Raw genomic sequence first — 20,377 nt, forward strand, 5'->3', positions numbered from 1 at the left:
ATCATCTATAACAGATAGGTGATGCAGTAGGTAACGACTTAAGGTGGTTATAGCGACGGGGCTCACCTCTTCCCATTCCGAACAGAGCAGTTAAGCCCGTTAGCGCAGATGGTACTACTATCTTGTGGGAGAGTATGTCGCCGCCTTTCTTTTTAAAACCCTTACCAGAACTGGTAAGGGTTTTTTCGTTTTTAGAAAGGTTTTGACCAGAGAAACATTTTATAATTACCAGGTTAATACAAAAGAGATAACAATAGAAAAGCCGCTTTAAGATGTTATTAGAGCGGCTTTATTTGTAGATATACAACAAATTATACTTTTTTTAAATTCGTTATTCTCTTTAAATGGAATGTACTATGCCACCACTAAATTGTTGTCAATCTATTAAGTAAACAAAGAAGCAGGAGAAATTGCCATACAATTAAAGATTTACAGGTTGAAATAAGCCTGATAATTAAGCGGTAATGAAATCTTTAAATTCTAACCAGAACATTTCTAATTGATGCATATTTTCAACGAAGAATGTCTTTACTTTTGGCCAATCATTTTTGTTATTAATGCTTACTTTTTCTTTTAGCGGTACATAAATCCTGGAAACTATTTTACCTTCAGGTAATTCATATTCTTCGTCTAATATAACTTCGGGTAAATATTCCGATCTTAAAATAGTAGCTAAAGATTTGATTTTTTCAAAATAATAAGCTCGTATAATTTCATCTTCAGCATCAATATCTAAAGAGATCATTGCTTTTTTGCGGTCAAAAGAAAATTTGAGCTGTATTTCTTTAATTTGGGTATTGTATAGAATCCATTTTCTAGAATATTCCTGCCCAAAGCTTGTCCAAAATTCCTGTCTTATTCGTTTGCTTTCTTCTTTACTAAACATAGATTACATAAAATAGGCTAGTAAAATTCCTAATATGATGACACATAATTTTGATGCATTGAATTTATGGTCTTTAGAGGCCTCAAATAAAATAGTGGTAGATATATGTAGAAAAACACCAATCACAATGGCATTTAAATAGGCTGAATAGGTTTGTATAAATTCAAATTGGAGCTTTAGCCAACTTCCTAACGGGGTCATTAAAGCGAAAAGTAATAAAAATAATAATGCCTTAACTTGACCAATTTTAGAATTAAATAAAAAAATGCTTAATATCGCAGCTACTGGGATTTTATGAATGGCAACACCGTATAATAAGTGAGCGCTTTCGTTTAGAGGAAATCCTTCGAGTAAAGAGTGGATGCCCAAACTTACCAATAGCATTAAAGGAAATTGTTTAGTGTTAGGATCATGGTGCATATGGCCATGTTCAAGCCCCTTTGATATAAATTCCAGGATAATTTGAAATAATAAACCAAGTAGTATAAATACGCCAATCTCCTTGCTTCTATGTTCATAGACCTCGGGAAGTAATTCGAATACAGTAACGGATAGTAGATAGGCACCACTAAAAGATAGCAGTAGCTTAAATGTTACGGAAGAAGAAGGTTTTAAAAATTTTGCAATCAGGTAACCAATAAGAACTGCTAAAAGTGGTAAAATAAATATCATTAAATAGTACTATTAATTTAGGCTTGAGTTAGTCGATTGTTTTATTAAATTATTTCAGCAGAAATTATTTTTTTAACCAATTAAGCTTAGGTTATTAATTGCTGCGAAAATAACGTAATTTTGCCACTCTTTAAAAAGATGATTATGGAAGGTAATTTTAAAATGATCGCTAAAACTTTCTTTGGTTTCGAGCCTTTGTTAGCAAAGGAGCTGAGAGATCTTGGTGGGATGGATGTAAAGGAAGGCAATAGGATGGTGAGTTTTGTAGGAGATAAAGGTTTTATGTATAAAGCAAATCTTTGTTTACGTACAGCGATTAAAATTTTAAAGCCTTTTGCTGGTTTTAAAGTATTTTCTGAAGAAGATTTATATCAAAATATAAAGAATCTCGATTGGGATGCTGTTTTGGATGTTAACGGCAGTCTTGCGGTAGATGCAACATTACATTCAGAGGTTTTTACACATTCTAAATATATTTCTCTAAAAACTAAAGATGCTATTGTAGATCGTTATAGAGAGAAATACGGCGCAAGGCCTAATGTTGATCTAAAGTTCCCTAGTCTTCGTGTAAACATTCATATCGAAAAAACCTGGTGTAATGTTTCTTTAGATACCAGCGGGGATTCTTTGCATAAAAGAGGCTATCGTACCGCAACAAATATTGCGCCTATCAACGAGATTCTTGCGGCCGGAATGATATTAAAATCTGGATGGCAAGGGCAATGTGATTTTCTTGACCCTATGTGTGGTAGTGGTACCATCCCTATTGAAGCTGCCATGATCGCCTGTAATATTCCTGCCAATATAAACCGTAAAGAATTTGGTTTTGAGCGTTGGAAGGATTGGGATGAAGATTTATTTGAAAAGATCGAAGATTCCAGTCTTAAAAAAGTCAGGGATTTCCATTTTGAAATCATAGGCTATGATAAAGCTCCATCAGCCGTGGAAAAAGCTAAAGAGAATGTGAAAAATGCTAATCTTTCTGAATTTATAAAAATAGAAAGATTGGATTTTTTTGAAACTGAAAAAAGAAATGATCGGCATTTACATATGGTTTTTAATCCGCCATACGGTGAAAGATTACAAGTGAATATTTCGGAATTTTATCAAAAAATAGGAGATACACTGAAGCAAAGCTATCCAGGTACCCAGGCATGGTTTATCACTTCAGAAGATGAAGCAATGAAGAATGTTGGTTTAAGACCTTCTAGAAAAGTAAAAATGTTTAATGGAGGATTGGAGTCGCGTTTTTTGAAGTATGAAATTTATGAAGGTTCGAAAAAGCGAAAAAAGCAGTTTTAATCACTCATTGAGGGTTTAAATTGTAATAGCTTAGGTTTGATCTGATAGTTAAGTTTTTCCGATTCATACCTCGCGGGCTTGCCCCGAGGTTCTATTCTTTTTTTGAAGGTTATTTTATAACTCCTGATAATTCTTTATCTGGGTTGTTTTAAAATTTTAAAAAAACATTTTCGGTTCCTACCTTGAGGTTTTGCCTCAGGGGTTTTTGCTTGATAATCGGGATTAAATACTCCGGGCTCGCTCGATAGCTAACGGTGTCGGGATGCCCTGAAATTAAAATAATTTTCTAGTAATTACCTAACTGGCTTGCCCTAAGCTAGTTTACTTTTTCGCTTTTTTAAAAATAGGGATTAGATAAGATATTGAGTATCCGTAGCCTATTCCAAAATCACTATCGTCGAATGTACGGCCAAATCCTGGTATGGTAAGATTATCAAAGCCATCTGGTGTCTTTTGACTTATTCTGCGTTTTAGTTGTATGTTAGCAGATAAGTATAAGTTATTAAGTATTTCAACCTTAAATCCGGCCATTAACTCTATCCAGCTGGCAGTTAATCCAGAGGATTTATCTCCACCTACTCGAATATCTTCTCCAAAATAATCATTGGTCGTATAAATTTGATACTCTTCAAGCTCTTGGCTAAATGTAGAAAATCCATATCGCAAACCGGCAAAAACGATATTCTGCATTCCTTTCCAGTTTTCGTAAGCATTATAATTTGCTCCAATTTTCACAAAACTTCCAGAAGATGAAACTTTAATATAATCTTCCCCAAAGGGTAACGTTTCGTTTCCAATTTCAGCAGCTAAGTAGTAATTGTTGTAGATTCTCATATCAGCTTCAACCATAAAGCCGGTATAATCTTCATCCAAAACTGTTCTCGCTAATTTACTTAGGTCTATACCTACCCTTAAACCGTATTTTTCTTTATAGATGGTGTCTGTGGTTTCAATAGGTGTTTGTTCTTCCTGATCTTGTGCAAATAAGGAATTGGTGCCTAATAAAAACAATATAGCACTAAAAACTAAAGTCGATTTTATATAATTTCGAAAGATTTTTTCAGGCATTAGTCAAAAAATATATTTAAATGTGCAGTTGGCGCATCCTCTTCATCTCCATTATCGTCATCTTCATTATCATTTCCAAAATTATCTGTCGTGATGTTATTTGTCAAAAATCGCATACTGCTAATCCAGCGACCATCTTCTCCACCTTCAGTGATATAATCGATATTTAAATAATTTACTTTGAATGAACAGGCACGGTTTATATACTCTTCTTCAGGATTGTAAGTGAATTCTATAATATCTGTATTGGTTTCCAGATTATTATCTTCATCTTCCACAATCTCTCCCTTTTCATTATAAACAGGTCCGTCATAAATAAATTCTAACTTTGTGGAATTCTCACCTGTTTTTAACGGAATACGTATAGTTTGGCGATTTTCTCGATATAGTAGCATATCTAAAGGTTCGCGACCAACTTCACGAACCGTAAGGTTTACAGAAGTTCTGGGTTCTCTGGTTGTATTATTGTAAAAATTAATAACCAACATAGGGGTTGTATCTACCGTTTCTGGACAAATATCGTCTCTTTGACATCCTGCAAAGACCAAAAGGCATAAAAAGCCTAAAAAAAATTGTCTTTTGTAATTAATAAATTTCATTATTTTCTTTCTAAACAAACCACATTTTCCACATGAAATGTTTGTGGGAACATATCAACGGGTTGAACTTTTGTTACGTTGTAGTATTCGTCCAGTAAAGCTAAATCCCTAGCCTGAGTTGCCGAATTACAACTTACATAAACAATTTTTTTAGGTAGAATACCTATAATTTGTGCAACAACATCTTTATGCATTCCATCACGTGGCGGATCTGTTATAATAACGTCTGGATGACCATGTTTATTGATAAAGTTTTTAGTAAAAACTTTTTTCATGTCTCCAGCAAAGAATTGTGTATTATTGATCCCGTTTCTTTCTGCATTTTCGATCGCATCGCTAATGGCTTCAGGAACGGCTTCAACACCAATAACCTTTTTAGCATTTTTAGCCACAAATTGTGCAATTGTCCCCGTACCGGTATAAAGATCGTACACAAGCTCATCGCCTTTAAGGCCTGCAAATTCCCGGGTTACTTTGTAGAGTTCGTAGGCTTGGGCAGAGTTTGTTTGATAGAATGATTTGGCGTTGATCTTAAATTTAAGACCTTCCATTTCTTCAAAAATATGATCTCTCCCTTTATAACAAATTACTTCCTGATCATAAATAGTGTCATTTCCCTTATTATTAATTACATATTGTAACGACGTAATTTCAGGAAATTCTTCTGCCACGGCATCTAATAAAAGTTCTCTAATTGATTTATTCTCTTCATAAAACTGGATAAGAACCATAATTTCACCCGTACTCGCCGTTCTAATCATTAAGGTACGTAATAGTCCGCTTTGCGCTCTGGTGTTAAAAAAAGGAATATCATTTTGCGTAGCAAAGATCTTTATAAAATTTCTGATAGCATTACTGGGATCTTCCTGAAGATGGCATTTTTTGATATCCAGAATTTTATCCCACATTCCGGGAATATGAAATCCTAAAGCATTTTTATCATCGAAATCTTTACCACTTTGTATTTCCTCTAATGTTAACCAACGGCTGTCACTAAAAGAAAACTCCATTTTGTTACGGTAAAAATAGATTTCCTTACTCCCTAAAATTGGAGTGATTTCGGGTAGTTCTATTTTACCTAGTCGCTTAAGGTTGTTGGTTACTTCCTGCTGTTTGTAATCGAGTTGATATTTATAGTCCATAAACTGCCATTTGCAACCTCCGCAGGTTCCAAAATGTTGGCAAACTGGTTCTACTCTTTTATCAGAATATGAATGAAAATTTACCGCGGTACCTTCAAAATAGGACTTTCTTTTTTTTGTAGTTTGAACGTCTATAACATCACCAGGAACTGCATTATTTACAAAAATAACGCGACCATCTGGCGACTTAGCAATACTTTTACCTTTCGCACCGGCATCTACAACTTCAACAGCTTCAAAAACCTTATTTTTATTCCTTCTTCCCATACCGCAAAAATAGAATAATTGCAGGATTAAAGGTAGGTGTCATTAAAAAAATCAGGAAACATTTAGTAAATTGCGAAAACATTAAAAATGGATGATTTCTCTCCTAATCTGTAAATCAGAACAAGAAGGAATTTTAGATATTAATGATTAAAAATTTGAAAAAGGAATGGCATTAACAAAAATCGATTCATCACAACAAGCTATCGAATTAGAAGACAAGCATGGGGCGCATAATTACCATCCGTTACCAGCTGTGTTAAGCAGGGGAGAGGGCGTGCATGTTTGGGATGTTGAAGGGAAAAAATATTATGATTTTCTTTCGGCCTATTCAGCAGTTAATCAGGGACACTGTCATCCAAAAATCGTAGTGGCATTAAATGATCAGGCAGCTACATTAACCTTAACCTCACGTGCATTTCATAATGATGTTCTGGGGCCATTCGAGAAGTATGCTACAGAATATTTTGGCTTTGATAAATTATTGCCAATGAATACTGGAGCTGAAGCTGTAGAAACCGCTATTAAATTAGCTAGAAAATGGGCCTACGAGACTAAAGGGGTTAAAGAAACGGAAGCAGAGATTATTGTTTGTGAAAATAACTTCCACGGAAGAACCACAACAATTATATCTTTTTCTAATGATGAAGATGCCAGAAAGAATTTTGGACCGTATACGCCAGGTTTTCAAAAAATACCTTATGATAATATTGATGCTTTAGAAAAAGCACTAAACGAGAATAATAATATAGCAGGTTTCTTAGTAGAGCCCATCCAGGGCGAAGCGGGGGTTTATGTGCCATCTGAAGGTTTCTTAAAGCGTGCTAAGGAGCTTTGTGAAAAACACAATGTTCTTTTTATTGCAGATGAAGTGCAAACAGGTATTGCCAGAACTGGAAAATTGTTAGCTGTAGATCACGAAGATGTGAAACCAGATATTCTTATTTTAGGTAAGGCGATTTCAGGCGGGGTATATCCTGTTTCAGCTGTTTTGGCAAATAATAATGTGATGGATGTTATTAAGCCTGGGCAGCATGGATCTACTTTTGGTGGTAACCCACTTGCCTGTGCAGTTGCTCATGCCGCTTTAGAGGTAATTAAAGAAGAGAAATTAGCTGAAAATGCGGAAAGATTAGGAGGATTATTCCGTAGATTATTAGATGATTATATTAGAACTTCCAATATCGTTGAGTTAGTTAGGGGGAAAGGTCTTTTAAATGCCATTGTGATTAATGATACTCCAGATAGCTCTACGGCATGGGATATTTGTATGGCTTTAAAAGAAAATGGTCTCTTAGCTAAACCAACACATGGTAATATTATTCGTTTTGCACCACCTTTAGTGATGGATGAAGAACAACTGAAGGATTGTGTAGAAATTATTACAAAAACGTTGAAGGATTTTGAAAAATAGTAAGCTATAAAACAAAAAAATCCCCGGCTTGCCGGGGATTTTTTTGTTTATATAATTTGGTCTGTTTTTTTAAAAACCAGATCCATATATTTCTCTTTGCATTTCCATAAGGCCTTCTATACCTCCAGCGGTTATAATCATTATTACCGAAGAGATAAATGAAATTGCACTAAGTACCAAACCTATTATTCCTAAAATCCGACCTGTTTTTACATTCTCGTAACCAACGTAAAGATCTGGATTTGCATAGTAAAGCTCTTTTGCTTTATTCGCTAATACGATAGCAAGGATTCCAAATACGATCCCGAATAGGCCATAACAGCAACAACCTATAATGGATAATATTCCAAAGATTAAAATTAAAGTAGAGTTAGGCAGTTTTTCTTTCATGATTTTGAATTAATTGGTTAGGTTATAAAATTGTATCATTTTGAAAATATACGAAATTATCATTATGGATGCATTTAAAATAATAAAGACGATTTTAATTTTAAAATCGCCTTTAAATTTATATTTAATATTTACAATTAAAAAAATAGCAAAGATTACTAGGGTATAAATGGCAGGATACATTACAAAGGCTTCTTTAAAATTACCCTGAAAAAGCAAGATAGCAGCTCTTTGACCACCGCAGCCATAACAATCTACTCCTAAAAGAGTTTTGTTAAGGCAAGGGAGCATATATTCTTCGTAGCCGGTATTAATTTTTAACCGTAATTTTCTTAGTTACTGTTCGATTATCTGTGGTGTTAATTTGAACGATATAAATAGCATCCATTAAATTAGTAGTAGAAAAACTCAGTTCTTTTTCTGAGGTTGAGACTTCCTGACTAATTACAGCACCTGCATTTAAATTATAAACCGCAACATGTTTTACTTGTACATCTTTTGGAACAGCTACCTGTAAACGTCCTTCTTTATTATTTTGGAAAATATCGATAGAAGCTACGAAAGTTTCTTCTTTTTGAGTTTCTTCAATTTTTTCTTCTTCTGTGGGTTCACCATTTTCAAAGGCAAGGAAAAAGCGATCCTTAAAATCACCATTTAATTGCAGCTTATAGTGCTCTTTTTTAATATCTGTATATCTATCATTTTCAGAATCGTAAAGATAAATATTTTCATTCTGAAGAATAGCCGTACTATCGATAGAAAAATCAACTTCCATTTCACGGGCAGTTAAAATATTTAAAGGAATCATTTCAGATCGATCAAATGGTAAAACATTGATCATATATTCACTTCCGTCAATATTAAATGAAGCATCACTGGCTAGTTTTCCAAACATAGGAGCATCCATAGCTTTATCTGGACCTTTAGTAGATTTATCATTAAAGGCTAATAAAAGCTGTCTGGTATAAGTATTATCTATATTAACATTCAACCTAATTCTTACGGGTTTTTCTTTGTCAATAATAACAGAGGAGTTTGTATTTGAGGTTTCAGCTGATTTTACTTTAGATTTAATATCTGCTTTAGGGTCATAAATACGGTGGCTATTCTTAAAGGTAACAGTCCCTCCCGTAGAAGAACCAACCACATTAAATCCCTCGCCAATTGGTATATACTTTACATCGTATTTGGCTCCATTTCTACCACTGTTTCCAAGCGCATTACCAGTTTGGTTAGCATATTTTTTAAAAACTGCGGGAACATAATCTTCAGCTCCTGGGGAATAGGCACCATACCCACCTTCGTAATCTTTTATATAATGCGATTTTCCATTAGGCTCACTATCCCAAAAATAAGCAATGCCGGTAATATCATTATCTGGATCATTTAAGAATGCATCAAGATCTATAGCAGAAGGATAAGGGTTTCCTACCAACAATGATTTATTTGCATCGATGTTTAAGGTAATATCGCCATTATTGGGAATACCTCGAAAATCATATCTTTGAGCACTACCTGGGTTGTTTTTTACGCCATCAATTGTGGTACTATTAGTACCATTTGTTCCTTTCATGGTAAATCCCATTCCTGCGGCAAGTTGATTAATGTTATTACCAATATGCTGCCAAGAACTATAGCCCACACCAGAAAATTTATAGATCCACCGAGAAGAAATCGTTAATGGATTAGCAGAACCATTCTCATTAGAGGTTATTTTAACCGGTCTACTGGTCGTCTTATCTATTGGTTCGTATAAAATCTGATTCAGTTTTTTTCCTGTAGTTACTACTGGCATTCCCCAATAATTATAATCATAAGCATTAGAAGTCCCTTCTTGAAAAACAGAAAGATAGCCATCGCCAGAATTATTTATATTATCTTTTTGCAATAATTGCGCCTCATCTCTTAAATAAATGCTTGCCTCTGTAGATGAATTATTATTTTTAACTAAGTTAATACCTTTAGTCACAAATAATATTTCATTATTCACATATACATAACTATCTCCGCTAGGAGAGGGAGAAACACTTAAATCTACCTGGGCATTGGTAAATAAGGGGAAGATTAGTGCCAAGAATATGTAATATTGCTTCATAATTAAAGTAAATTTGCAAACAAAAATACTTCAATTTTCTATTTAAGTGACCAAATATTTTAAAAATTAGACGAAAGGTTTTAAAAAAAAGATGAAAAAGAATAATTCACAAATACTTAATACTCTTGTAATTATAGTTGGAGCGGTTATTTTGATTTATGGTATGTCGGTATCCGAAGATTCTCCCTATGCAAAGATCATTGGATTGGTGATTTTGATGCTTGGTTTATATCGGGCAACTCAATATTGGTCGGCTACTAAAGATGATTATAAGAAAGATCAGGAAAACGAGAACGAGTAATGAATTTCACAGTAGGAGATAGTGTACAGGTTATAGATGATAATATTGAAGGAGAAATCATTGAAATAGAGGGGGATATTTTATTGATTGAAACTTCAGATGGTTTTCCTATGAAATTTCAGCCGAAAGATTTGGTGAAAATAGAAAAGGAAGTAGAACCTATGCTTATCGTGGAAACTGAAACTATAGCAGAAGCACTTCAGGAAAAAGAACATTTTACGAAGAAGCGTAAAAGAGCTATCAGTAAAAAGAAAGAAAAGCAGGTGCCGCCTATGGAAGTCGATTTACATATCGAAAAATTAGTTCCGTCCAAAAAAGGCTTGTCTAATCATGACATTCTTACCAAACAATTAGATACCGCAAGAGGGCAGTTAGAGTTTGCTATTCGAAAAAGAATTCAGAAAATTGTATTTATTCACGGGGTTGGCGAAGGTGTATTAAAAGCAGAATTGGAATATCTTTTTAGCAGGTACGAAAATGTGAAATTTTACGATGCCAACTATCAAAAGTACGGATTAGGAGCTACTGAAGTTTATATTTTCCAGAACCCCTAATCCGTCTTTAAAACTAGTTTTATTTTACTCTATTCAGTGTCGGTTTCTTCTTCTCCAGAATCTACATTTCTTTCGTAGATTATGGTATAGGTAGAGTTAAAACTTCCCATTTTAAAAGCAACATTGGTGTTAATATCTGGGGCATTACCATCACGGTCGATTAAACTAAATCCAGAAATAGTTACTTCAGTTACTATCGTACGTTTAATTCTATTTTGGATATAAGTGGGGTTTTCAAAGTTTAACTGAAAATCCTTATTTAAATAATTAGGTATTCCGTCCTGTCTCTGGTAAATTAAAGGATTTAAATACTGGCCTTCATCTAAGTTTGCCAAATCGTTTCCATCTACTTCATTACGTGTTAATGCGCCATCGCCATCATCGTCAGTATCCAGATAATCGGGGGTGCCGTCACTATCGGTATCTAAAAAGCCAAAGTCTTTCCAGGATCCTTCTTTAGGATTTATTTCATCTTTTGTAAGTACATTATCACCGTCATCATCTATGTCTAAATAATCTGGGATTCCATCCCCGTCGGTATCCTGCATTTCGGCATCAGTTTTTTCAGGATCATACCCTTCTTGATTATTTGGGATTCCATCACCATCGGTATCATCGGTTTCTTTAGCGACATCGCTATATGCTACTTTAATGCTTATGGTCCCGGCATCACCGCTAGTAAATTCCTGCACTACTTTAGGTTGGCTTGGCGGGATATTAGAGCAAAAATAAGAATTCTCTATAGGACCGTCATATATGCGGTATATAAGCTTATTATTACTACTTAAATTAAAAGTATATGGTTTGTCGCTTACCTGTGCAATTAACATATTACTTATGCTGTCGTTTATGGGACTGGTAGCGTCTAAAATTAGGGAAATACTTTCGTAAACACCGTCGTTGTTTGTGGCATAAATTACTTTTTGATCTAATCCACAAACATTAAGTGTAGCATTCTCAATTTGAAAATCGGTCACTACAATATCTCCATCGTCACAGGAGCACATTAATAAAGCAAGGCTTAAAATGCCTAATATCTTTTTCATAAAAAAGCTTTTGAGCAAAAATAGAGGTTTTATAGATTTTCAACGGAGCTTCTTTACATTTATTTTAAATAGCCTTACATTTGCCCACCATGAAAAAAGTATATTTAGACGCTGCCGCCACAACCCAAATGCGCCCTGAAGTTATTTCTAAAATAACAGAAGTGATGCAGGATAATTATGGGAATCCTTCATCTACCCATAGCTTTGGGCGTTCTGCTAAATCGTTAATTGAGAGAGCCAGAAAAGCAATTGCAAAACAGTTAAATGTAACTGCTGCTGAAATTATCTTTACTTCTGGCGGTACCGAAGCCGACAATCTTGCCTTAAATAGTGTTGTGAGGGATTTAGGTGTTCGACGAATAATTACTTCGGAAATTGAGCATCATGCTGTATTGTATTGTGTAAATCAGTTAAAAGATTGTTTTGATATTGAAGTAGAATATGTAAAGCTTACTAATGAAGGAGAAGTTGATCTTCGGGATTTAGACAATCGCTTGAAGCATTCAGAGGTAAAGACTTTAGTAAGTTTAATGCATGTAAATAACGAAGTAGGGAACAAGCTTGATATTAAAAAAGTGGCCCTGCTTTGTAAAGAATATAAGGCTCTATTTCATTCAGATACGGTACAGTCTATAGGACATTATGAGCTAGATTTGCAGGACATCCCGGTAGATTTTACCGCGGTTAGTGCGCATAAGTTTCATGGGCCTAAAGGTGTTGGTTTTGCTTTTATTAGAAAAAATAGTGGCTTAAAACCGCTAATATTTGGTGGGGAACAGGAACGTGGTTATCGTGCCGGGACTGAAGGACTACACAATATTGTAGGTTTAGAGGAAGCTTTTAAACTGGCGTATCAGCATCTTGAAGAAGAGAAAGCATACACCACAGGATTAAAGTCTCATTTTATCGAATTGCTAAAAAAAGAAATTCCCGGAGTTAAATTCAATGGGAAATGTGCCGATTTTGATAAAAGCACCTATACATTGATTAATGTGAACCTTCCGGTAAGCCAGGAAAAAGCTTTAATGTTGTTATTTCAGTTAGATCTAAAAGGAATTGCCTGTTCTAAAGGTAGTGCCTGCCAGAGCGGAAGTGATAAAGGCTCCCATGTTTTAAATGCTTTTCTTTCAAAAGAAGATTTAAAGACGCCTTCTATTCGGTTTTCGTTTTCAAAATATAATACCAAAGAAGAGATCGATTACGTAGTAAAAACACTTAAAGATTTTATCGAATCTTAATCTGATAGTCTGATAGTCAATATTTAATGCTCATAGACTTGCCAGGGCATAGTTTATTTATTCATCAAAGACATTAATCAAAAACGCCTTGCAATCTGCAAGGCGTTTTTGGTTATTTTAGGGATTAATTTTTTCTAAAAAACTTGGCTTCGTAAGTACCGGTATTGCCAACATTATCGGTAACGATCAATTTAAAATTATTTTCGGTTTCGGTGACCATGCCGTCAGAAAAATCGTGAGTTAGCGTATTGTTTTTATATTCATATTCCATCAAAATCCATTTCCCATTTACTGTAGCCCTAAAGCTCTGGATTCCGCTTAAATCATCACTAATTTTTACCTGTAATGTATTATTTCCTGAGATCCACTGCCCATCTTTAAAATTTACGGGATTTATGGAAGGCGGATTAACATCTGAAACCAGCGTGTATTCCCCAAAAGTTCGAGTGCCGGTGGTAAAACGTGATGGCTTTTTATAAGTTGTTGAATAACTTGGGCGCCCGTAAGCATTTAATCTTGCGATAAACATTTTCTCTTTTTGTGCCGTAGGGATATCGCTTACATCAAAACCAATGGTGATATTTTTATGCAGAGGAACATCATCATGATGTACTTTTACAGTATCTCCCATAAACTTGATGTCTAAAAATGTATCGTAATACAATGCATTTTTAGGAATATAAATATCAATTCCGTTTTCTTCGATGGAAAAGGATTGGTTGTAATTGGTAAAATAATCGGTTTTTTCTTCGTCTTTCGGGGTGATCTCCCCAGAGAAACTTCCTTTTATAGGAATTCTAATGGTTTTAGAATTTCCTTTAAAATCTGTTACTTCAACAACATAATTATAATCCAGCCCGTCTTCAATTTCTAATTTTCCTTCATTCACGACTCCGTTATAAATACTAAGCGGATTGTTACTTTCTTTGAATAATTTCTGGACTCTTTTTCGGTGATTTGAGTAGTATTCATAATCGATAAGGAAATTAAGATATCTGCTTTCAGCAAAAGAAAAACGCTGAAAATCTAAATTCATTACCGGACTTCCGTTTAAACTGGCTTCAATTTTATAAACTCCGTTTTTATTGGGAGCTAAACTTTTTTGATCTACCGTGGAAATCCCGAAGCCAATTTCACCGCAGGCTTTAACAGCATTGGTGGTATACGATCCATCATTTTGTGGAATTAAACGCAATTGTTGTCGATTGGCCGAATTGTTTATATGGGCACCTTCACCAATAGGATAGGCGAATAATCCATCTATAATAGGATCGCGAGTATCCTGAATGTCGATACCAAAAATCTCTGGGTTCATAGGTCGTTGGCTGCCATCACGAATTTCAAAGTGAAGATGAGGGCCTCCACTACCGCCGGTATTTCCGCTGTAAGCAATAACTTCTCCCTGCTCAACCGATAATTCACCGGCTTCAGGAAATAGTTCAATTTCGTAAGATTCTTTAGTGTATTGTCGCTTTTTTAAGTATGCTTCAAGTTTTGGGGACAGTTTTTGTAGATGCCCATAAACGGTGGTGTAACCATTAGGATGCTGTATATATAAAGCTTTTCCGTAGCCATAATGCTGAATTTTAATTCGGCTTATATAACCTTTTGCTGAAGCTTTTACTTCTAATCCCTGGCGCCCCTGAGTTTTAATGTCTAATCCTGCATGAAAATGATTAGATCTTAATTCTCCAAAAGTTCCCGATAAGATAAGCGGAATATCTAAGGGAGCTTTAAAGTAATCCTGAGGAACCTGATCTATCTGTGCATTTGCTATCAGTGAAAATACGCCAAAAAAAAGACTAAAAAATCGCTTCATATATCGTCAAAAATCATTAAATTCTACTTGCGTAAAGGTAATCAAACTTCCTACAAAATTAAACCACTATAATTTAGAAAGTTAGAATTTATAAGGCTTAAAAACGAAAATTGAAATAAAAAATCATTGCAAATTTAAAACGGTATGTTAACTTTGTAAGGATTAGTATCGAGTTTGACTTTTATGAGTGAGATCACCGAAATAGTTGATAGTCTTGAAAATAGGATTAGTAAATTGTTGCATAGGCACGAGTTGCTAAAGCATGAAATGCAATCACTACAACAGGAAATGACAGCGGTTGAATCTGAAAATAAATGGCTAAAAGGAGAATTAGAAAATTCTAACAGCCAGATAAAAGATCTAAAAGCTGCAAACGCGATGCTTGGCAGTAATGATTATAAAAAGGAAACTAAGCTTAAAATAAATAGTCTTATTAGGGAGATCGATCAATGTATCGTTCAGTTATCTGAATAAATGTAGATGGAAGACAAGCTTAAAATAAAAATTTCGATTGCAGATAGGGTATATCCTTTAACTATTAATCCCAGACAGGAAGAGGGGTTAAGAAAAGCTGCAAAAAAGATCGAAGCCATGATTAAGCAATTTGAGCAAAGTTATGCCGTAAGGGATAAGCAGGATGTATTGGCGATGTGTGCTTTACAATTTGCAGCCCAAACGGAACAAAAAGATATAGATAAAAGCGAGGAAATGCAGGAAGCAGAAGATAAGTTAAGATCACTTAACGAATTGTTGCAAAAGCATATGGCCTCATAAACGTTCTTTAAATAAAACTAAGGTTACTGCCTGTATTAGTTATTTTTTGATAAACTCAACAGATAATTCTTTAAAGAGGGTGAGTCTAAGTTGTAAAAGCGCGCCGTTCCCTTTTGGGATTACGGATTCTTGATCAGCTTGTTAGCCCTAAACCTGATTTTAAGGAGTTTAAACAAAACATCTACTAATACAGGCTTTTTTTATATATAAACAAGAAGTATGGATATAGTATACGCGATAATTGGAGTAGTAGTGGGACTTGGTATTGGTTTTGCCATTGCCAAATCTCTAGAAAAGAAAAAAGCCTCACAAACCATTCAGGAAGCCCAGGGTAAAGCAGCTGGAATTTTAAAAGAAGCAAAAAGTGAAGCTGAAAGTATTAAAAAAGATAAAATCCTTCAGGCAAAAGAAAAATTTATAGAGCTAAAATCAGAGCATGAAAAAGTAATACTTGCCAGAGATAAAAAGATTGGGGACGCAGAGAAACGTACTCGGGATAAAGAATCTCAGGTTTCTAGTGAGCTTTCTAAAAACAAGAAACTAAATAAAGAATTAGAGAATAAGAGCAAACAGCTGGATGACCAGATTGCAGATTATGAACATCGTAATGATTATTTAGAGAAAAAGCAGGAAGAAATCGATAAGTTGCACAACAGTAAAGTGCAGCAGTTAGAGGTGATTTCGGGTCTTTCTGCAGATGAAGCTAAATCTCAATTGGTAGAAAGTCTTAAGGAAGCTGCAAGAGCAGATGCAATGGCTTTAATTCAGGACACTATAGAAGAAGCAAAACTTACTGCACAGCAGGAAGCCAAGAAAATTATTATCAATACCATTCAACGTATAGGAACAGAAGAAGCGGTAGAAAATTGTGTTTCTGTTTTTAATCTTGAAAGTGACGATGTTAAAGGTAGAATTATTGGACGTGAAGGTCGTAATATTAGAGCCTTAGAAGCGGCAACCGGAGTAGAAATTATTGTAGACGACACTCCTGAAGCTATTATTCTTTCTTGTTTCGATTCGGTTAGAAGAGAGGTAGCGAGATTATCATTGCATAAACTGGTAACCGATGGCCGTATTCACCCAGCCCGTATCGAAGAGGTAGTGAAAAAGACCAGAAAACAAATCGAGGAAGAAATTATAGATATAGGAAAACGTACCGTAATCGATCTTGGTATCCATGGATTACAACCAGAATTAATTAAAATGGTTGGGAGAATGAAGTATCGTTCTTCTTACGGACAAAACTTATTACAACACTCGCGTGAAGTTGCTAAGCTTTGTGGTGTGATGGCTGCCGAATTAGGGATTAATCCGAAATTAGCAAAACGCGCTGGTCTATTGCACGATATTGGTAAAGTGCCGGAAACTGAAACTGAAGTACCTCACGCTATTTTAGGAATGCAATGGGCAGAGAAACATGGCGAAAAGCCGGAAGTTTGTAATGCGATTGGTGCTCACCACGATGAGATTGAGATGAATTCTTTATTGTCTCCTATCGTTCAGGTTTGTGATGCTATTAGTGGTGCAAGACCGGGCGCCAGAAGACAGGTGTTGGATTCTTACATTCAGCGTTTAAAAGACCTTGAAGAAATTGCTTTTGGTTTTGGTGGCGTTAAAAAGGCTTATGCCATCCAGGCAGGTAGAGAACTGCGTGTTATCGTAGAAAGTGAAAAAGTAAACGACGAAAAGGCCAGTAACCTATCTTTTGAAATTTCTCAGAAAATTCAAACAGATATGACCTATCCAGGTCAGGTTAAAGTAACGGTAATTCGTGAAACCAGAGCGGTAAACATTGCCAAATAATGGTTGCCGAAATTTTATAATTCCGACTTAAATATCAGACTTATTTTTATACAGAATTTATAAAACAAAAATCCCCGAATTTTCGGGGATTTTTGTTTTAAGATGTTGCTTAAAATTACTCATCATAAATATTGGAGTATGAATTTCCTTTAGTAACAAAAAATTCGCCTGTTACATATCTAAAATGCTCATCTAGTTGGTCAATTTCAGCTAAATCTTCTTTATCTAATTGAAAACCTGAACTGGCCAGATTTTCTTTAATTCTGCCTTCATTGGTAGATTTTGGGATAACCGCAGTTCCTCGTTGTACCGCCCAATTAATTAATATCTGTCCCGCAGAAGCACCATGTTTTTTAGCGATTTTTATGATGGTAGGATTTTCCAATAAGCTTGGTTCATCTTCCGCTTTCATCGATTCAGCACGATCACCGCTTCCCAATGGAGAATAAGCAGTTACATTAATTCCATTCTTACTACAAAATTCCAAGAGTTCATTTTGGTGTAAATAAGGATGCAATTCTACCTGTAGTGCTTCAGGTTTTTCATCGGTCTTACTTATTAGGTCTTTCAGCTTTTTGGTACTGAAATTAGAGACGCCTATATGTTTTACCAAACCTTGTTTTTTTGCTTCAACCATTGCTTCCCAGGTTTCAATAATGGGCACTTCTTCTAAAGAATAATATTCATCATCACTTTCAGGAAATCCAACACCTTTTTTAAAAGCAACCGGCCAGTGCATCAAATAAAGGTCTAAATAGTCTAATTTTAGATCTTTCAGTGTTTGTTTTAAAGCAGGAATAACATCTTCTTTTTTATGAGAATCATTCCACAGTTTAGAGGTAATCCATACGTCTTTACGTTTAATTTTTCCTTCGCCAAATACTTTTTCAAAAGCTTCACCAACTTCGTTTTCATTACCATAAGTTGCTGCACAGTCTATATGCTTATAGCCATTATTTAAAGCAATTTCAACTGCTTTGGTTACTTCTCCTTTTCCAGATTTCCAGGTACCTAAACCTATAGCTGGTTGCTCGTCACCATTCTTGTACTTAAGCGTTCGTAGTGGTTTCATAGTTTATTGTTTTTTTCCGAATTTAATCAGAGAAAAAGGCAAAATAAACTTCTAGTTGATATTTAGCAGAATTTTAATAGTACTTCTTAACCTAAGTTAAGTTTTCTTGGGATGATAGGTTTCCAGGACTTCTCTTAGGTACGTTCTGTCTACATGCATATAAATTTCGGTAGTTGTGATGCTTTCGTGTCCCAACATTTGCTGTATTGCCCGTAAATCGGCCCCGTTTTCTAAAAGATGAGTGGCAAAAGAATGTCTAAAGGTGTGCGGACTTATCTTTTTCCTGATATTGGCTTTTTCAGCTAACTGTCTTATTATAGTAAAAATCATTGCGCGGGTAAGCTGTGCGCCCCTTCGATTAAGAAACAAGGTGTCACTTGCTTCAGGTTTTATTTCCTGGTGGCATCTTACCTGATCTTTATAGATGGTAATGTATTTAATATTGTAATCTGAAATGGGGACAAATCTTTGTTTATCGCCTTTTCCGGTTACTTTTATAAATCCTTCGTCAAAATAAAGATCAGAAATTTTAAGATTGGTTAATTCTGAAACACGTAAACCACATCCGTAAAGTGTTTCGATGATCGCACGGTTTCTTTCCCCTTCAGCTTTACTTAAATCGATGGCTGCGATCATCTGGTCTATTTCTTCAACAGAGATAGTTTCAGGTAATTTTCTTCCTATTTTAGGCGCTTCGATAAGATCTGTAGGATTGTCTTTTCGATAATCTTCAAATATCAGATAATTAAAAAAGCTTTTTAATCCTGAAATGATACGGGCCCTGGAACGTGAGTTAAGTTCTTTTGCTATCTCATATAAAAACAATTGTAAAGTTTCCTGATCGATTGTAAGTGGAGTAGCTAAAATACTTTTAACTTTTAAAAAATTGATAAGTTTTAGTAAATCCAGCTCATAGCTATTAATTGAATTAATTGAAAGTCCGCGTTCTAACTTTAAATAGGTAAGGTAATCCTTTAAAATATGTTCCCATTTCATGTGTTAAATATACGATTTACGCCGATTTAACCTTAGTAATACTTTAGGCTTTGGTAAGATTTCTTTAAGAATCGCTTGCTTACATTTGCCCCTGTAATCAAAAACAAAATGTAATTATGAAGAAGTCAATTTTAATTATTGCTTTACTACTATTTGGAGCCACTACAATGAGTGCTCAGGAAGCTTGGAATTTTGGTATTAAGGGTGGTGTGAACTTTGCTAATTTTACCGGTGATGATTTTAGTTCAGATAATTCCAGAACAAGTTTTAATGTAGGTTTGCTAGCTGAAATTCCTTTAGCCGATCGTTTTTCTATCCAACCAGAGGTAATGTATTCAGGACAAGGGTTCGATTTTTATGAAAGAGATCAGGACAATATATTTGATACTGATGATAACGTGGAATATCAGGTAGATTATATTAATGTTCCTGTATTGGCTAAAATTTATTTAGTAGATGGATTAAGTGTTCAGGCAGGTCCTTCTTTTAACTTTAAAGTAAACGAAGAGATTGATTACCAGCCAACTCAAGACGGTGGTGATATTGATACTGATCTAGCCAGAGATTTTGAGTTTGGTGGAGTTGCAGGTCTTGAATACAAATTTAACAATGGTTTCTTTATCCAGGGAAGATATAACTATGGTTTTTCTAAACTTTATAAAGATGATAGCGCTTTAGGAGATTCAGATATTCATAACTCTGTTTGGCAAGCCGGAATTGGATTTATGTTTTAATAGAAATTGAAACTACGAACCTAACTAACCAAATTATGAATTAGAGCGGAAGATTTTTCTTCCGCTTTTTTTACGTTTTTGCAATATAAGTGTCATTGCAGTTTTATTTACCATCAAAATTTTAAGCATTATTTTATAAAAACTACAAATTGGTTCATTAAAAATAAATCTGATGTTTTTAACGGTACCGTGTAAAATCAAAATGTTT

The 20,377-nt window shown here is 34.8% G+C and carries 21 protein-coding genes, 1 rRNA gene and 1 other RNA gene; 11 read left to right on the forward strand and 12 right to left on the reverse strand.

Features of this window, described 5'->3' with window-relative positions; translation table 11 throughout:
- Positions 1 to 39 precede the first annotated feature (39 nt).
- Positions 40 to 149: ribosomal RNA gene (rrf, locus tag L1967_RS18045) — 5S ribosomal RNA — on the forward strand.
- Positions 150 to 454: 305 nt separating this feature from the next.
- Here rrf and L1967_RS18050 read toward each other — a convergent pair.
- On the reverse strand, positions 455 to 886 hold the full coding sequence (locus L1967_RS18050; RefSeq protein WP_249602903.1) for a DUF4268 domain-containing protein: 432 nt from the start codon (positions 884 to 886) through the stop codon (positions 455 to 457).
- A gap of 3 nt (positions 887 to 889) precedes the next feature.
- Positions 890 to 1,558 (reverse strand): ZIP family metal transporter, encoded by a 669-nt coding sequence (locus L1967_RS18055; protein WP_249602904.1) that lies wholly within the window; start codon positions 1,556 to 1,558, stop codon positions 890 to 892.
- Between the two features lie 144 nt (positions 1,559 to 1,702).
- Between L1967_RS18055 and L1967_RS18060 the strand changes: the two genes are divergently transcribed.
- Positions 1,703 to 2,860 carry a THUMP domain-containing class I SAM-dependent RNA methyltransferase gene (locus L1967_RS18060; RefSeq protein WP_249602905.1) on the forward strand — a complete coding sequence of 386 codons (1,158 nt, stop codon included), beginning with the start codon at positions 1,703 to 1,705 and terminating at the stop codon, positions 2,858 to 2,860.
- A 321-nt stretch (positions 2,861 to 3,181) separates the two neighbouring features.
- Here L1967_RS18060 and L1967_RS18065 read toward each other — a convergent pair whose 3' ends face one another.
- The 3 genes from L1967_RS18065 to rlmD are packed head-to-tail and all read right to left on the reverse strand — an operon-like array spanning position 3,182 to position 5,936.
- Complete coding sequence (locus tag L1967_RS18065) at positions 3,182 to 3,928, reverse strand: DUF6048 family protein (RefSeq protein ID WP_249602906.1); 747 nt, start codon at positions 3,926 to 3,928, stop codon at positions 3,182 to 3,184.
- Positions 3,928 to 4,527, reverse strand: a complete 600-nt coding sequence (locus L1967_RS18070) for a DUF6452 family protein (protein ID WP_249602907.1) — start codon at positions 4,525 to 4,527, stop codon at positions 3,928 to 3,930. Before L1967_RS18070 ends, L1967_RS18065 begins: the two co-directional genes overlap by 1 nt.
- Entirely contained in the window at positions 4,527 to 5,936 is a 1,410-nt protein-coding gene (gene rlmD / locus L1967_RS18075; RefSeq protein WP_249602908.1) for a 23S rRNA (uracil(1939)-C(5))-methyltransferase RlmD, read from the reverse strand. Before rlmD ends, L1967_RS18070 begins: the two co-directional genes overlap by 1 nt.
- 166 nt (positions 5,937 to 6,102) lie before the next feature.
- On the opposite strand from rlmD, the gene rocD reads away from it, so the two are divergent.
- Complete coding sequence (gene rocD, locus L1967_RS18080; protein ID WP_249602909.1) at positions 6,103 to 7,347, forward strand: ornithine--oxo-acid transaminase; 1,245 nt, start codon at positions 6,103 to 6,105, stop codon at positions 7,345 to 7,347.
- Between the two features lie 69 nt (positions 7,348 to 7,416).
- Here the strand turns inward: rocD and L1967_RS18085 are convergent, their stop codons facing one another.
- The 3 genes from L1967_RS18085 to L1967_RS18095 are packed head-to-tail and all read right to left on the reverse strand — an operon-like array spanning position 7,417 to position 9,832.
- Positions 7,417 to 7,737, reverse strand: a complete 321-nt coding sequence (locus L1967_RS18085) for a CCC motif membrane protein (protein ID WP_249602910.1) — start codon at positions 7,735 to 7,737, stop codon at positions 7,417 to 7,419.
- Between the two features lie 9 nt (positions 7,738 to 7,746).
- Positions 7,747 to 8,028: a DUF2752 domain-containing protein gene (locus tag L1967_RS18090; protein WP_249602911.1), complete on the reverse strand. Its 282-nt coding sequence runs from the start codon at positions 8,026 to 8,028 to the stop codon at positions 7,747 to 7,749.
- 19 nt (positions 8,029 to 8,047) lie between these two features.
- Positions 8,048 to 9,832 carry a T9SS type A sorting domain-containing protein gene (locus L1967_RS18095; protein WP_249602912.1) on the reverse strand — a complete coding sequence of 595 codons (1,785 nt, stop codon included), beginning with the start codon at positions 9,830 to 9,832 and terminating at the stop codon, positions 8,048 to 8,050.
- A 91-nt stretch (positions 9,833 to 9,923) separates the two neighbouring features.
- On the opposite strand from L1967_RS18095, the gene L1967_RS18100 reads away from it, so the two are divergent.
- Both L1967_RS18100 and L1967_RS18105 read left to right on the forward strand, forming a co-directional pair.
- Positions 9,924 to 10,133: a hypothetical protein gene (locus tag L1967_RS18100; RefSeq protein WP_249602913.1), complete on the forward strand. Its 210-nt coding sequence runs from the start codon at positions 9,924 to 9,926 to the stop codon at positions 10,131 to 10,133.
- On the forward strand, positions 10,133 to 10,687 hold the full coding sequence (locus L1967_RS18105) for a Smr/MutS family protein (protein WP_249602914.1): 555 nt from the start codon (positions 10,133 to 10,135) through the stop codon (positions 10,685 to 10,687). The genes L1967_RS18100 and L1967_RS18105 overlap by 1 nt, the downstream gene beginning before the upstream one ends.
- 29 nt (positions 10,688 to 10,716) lie before the next feature.
- Here L1967_RS18105 and L1967_RS18110 read toward each other — a convergent pair whose 3' ends face one another.
- Positions 10,717 to 11,733, reverse strand: a complete 1,017-nt coding sequence (locus tag L1967_RS18110) for a hypothetical protein (RefSeq protein ID WP_249602915.1) — start codon at positions 11,731 to 11,733, stop codon at positions 10,717 to 10,719.
- A gap of 89 nt (positions 11,734 to 11,822) precedes the next feature.
- Here L1967_RS18110 and L1967_RS18115 point away from each other — a divergent pair, with 89 nt between their 5' ends.
- Positions 11,823 to 12,971: a cysteine desulfurase family protein gene (locus L1967_RS18115; RefSeq protein ID WP_249602916.1), complete on the forward strand. Its 1,149-nt coding sequence runs from the start codon at positions 11,823 to 11,825 to the stop codon at positions 12,969 to 12,971.
- Positions 12,972 to 13,095: 124 nt separating this feature from the next.
- Here L1967_RS18115 and L1967_RS18120 read toward each other — a convergent pair whose 3' ends face one another.
- On the reverse strand, positions 13,096 to 14,790 hold the full coding sequence (locus L1967_RS18120; protein ID WP_249602917.1) for a M23 family metallopeptidase: 1,695 nt from the start codon (positions 14,788 to 14,790) through the stop codon (positions 13,096 to 13,098).
- A 183-nt stretch (positions 14,791 to 14,973) separates the two neighbouring features.
- On the opposite strand from L1967_RS18120, the gene L1967_RS18125 reads away from it, so the two are divergent.
- The 4 genes from L1967_RS18125 (at position 14,974) to rny (ending at position 17,367) form a co-directional block, all read left to right on the forward strand.
- Positions 14,974 to 15,264 (forward strand): hypothetical protein, encoded by a 291-nt coding sequence (locus tag L1967_RS18125; RefSeq protein ID WP_249602918.1) that lies wholly within the window; start codon positions 14,974 to 14,976, stop codon positions 15,262 to 15,264.
- Positions 15,265 to 15,270: 6 nt separating this feature from the next.
- Positions 15,271 to 15,564 carry a cell division protein ZapA gene (locus L1967_RS18130; RefSeq protein WP_041579872.1) on the forward strand — a complete coding sequence of 98 codons (294 nt, stop codon included), beginning with the start codon at positions 15,271 to 15,273 and terminating at the stop codon, positions 15,562 to 15,564.
- Between the two features lie 53 nt (positions 15,565 to 15,617).
- Positions 15,618 to 15,734, forward strand: a non-coding RNA gene (ssrS, locus tag L1967_RS18135) — 6S RNA.
- A gap of 49 nt (positions 15,735 to 15,783) precedes the next feature.
- Entirely contained in the window at positions 15,784 to 17,367 is a 1,584-nt protein-coding gene (gene rny / locus L1967_RS18140; RefSeq protein ID WP_249602919.1) for a ribonuclease Y, read from the forward strand.
- Between the two features lie 115 nt (positions 17,368 to 17,482).
- On the opposite strand, the gene L1967_RS18145 is transcribed toward rny, so the two are convergent.
- Together L1967_RS18145 and xerD are read right to left on the reverse strand one after the other, a co-directional pair.
- Positions 17,483 to 18,439: an aldo/keto reductase gene (locus tag L1967_RS18145; RefSeq protein WP_249602920.1), complete on the reverse strand. Its 957-nt coding sequence runs from the start codon at positions 18,437 to 18,439 to the stop codon at positions 17,483 to 17,485.
- 96 nt (positions 18,440 to 18,535) lie between these two features.
- The gene (gene xerD, locus L1967_RS18150; RefSeq protein WP_249602921.1) at positions 18,536 to 19,435 is read right to left on the reverse strand and encodes a site-specific tyrosine recombinase XerD; all 900 of its coding nucleotides are present in this window, start codon (positions 19,433 to 19,435) and stop codon (positions 18,536 to 18,538) included.
- A 116-nt stretch (positions 19,436 to 19,551) separates the two neighbouring features.
- On the opposite strand from xerD, the gene L1967_RS18155 reads away from it, so the two are divergent.
- On the forward strand, positions 19,552 to 20,169 hold the full coding sequence (locus L1967_RS18155; protein ID WP_249602922.1) for a porin family protein: 618 nt from the start codon (positions 19,552 to 19,554) through the stop codon (positions 20,167 to 20,169).
- Positions 20,170 to 20,377 lie beyond the last annotated feature (208 nt).

Origin of the sequence: Zunongwangia pacifica (assembly GCF_023499215.1) — a bacterium.
Taxonomy (GTDB): domain Bacteria; phylum Bacteroidota; class Bacteroidia; order Flavobacteriales; family Flavobacteriaceae; genus Zunongwangia; species Zunongwangia pacifica.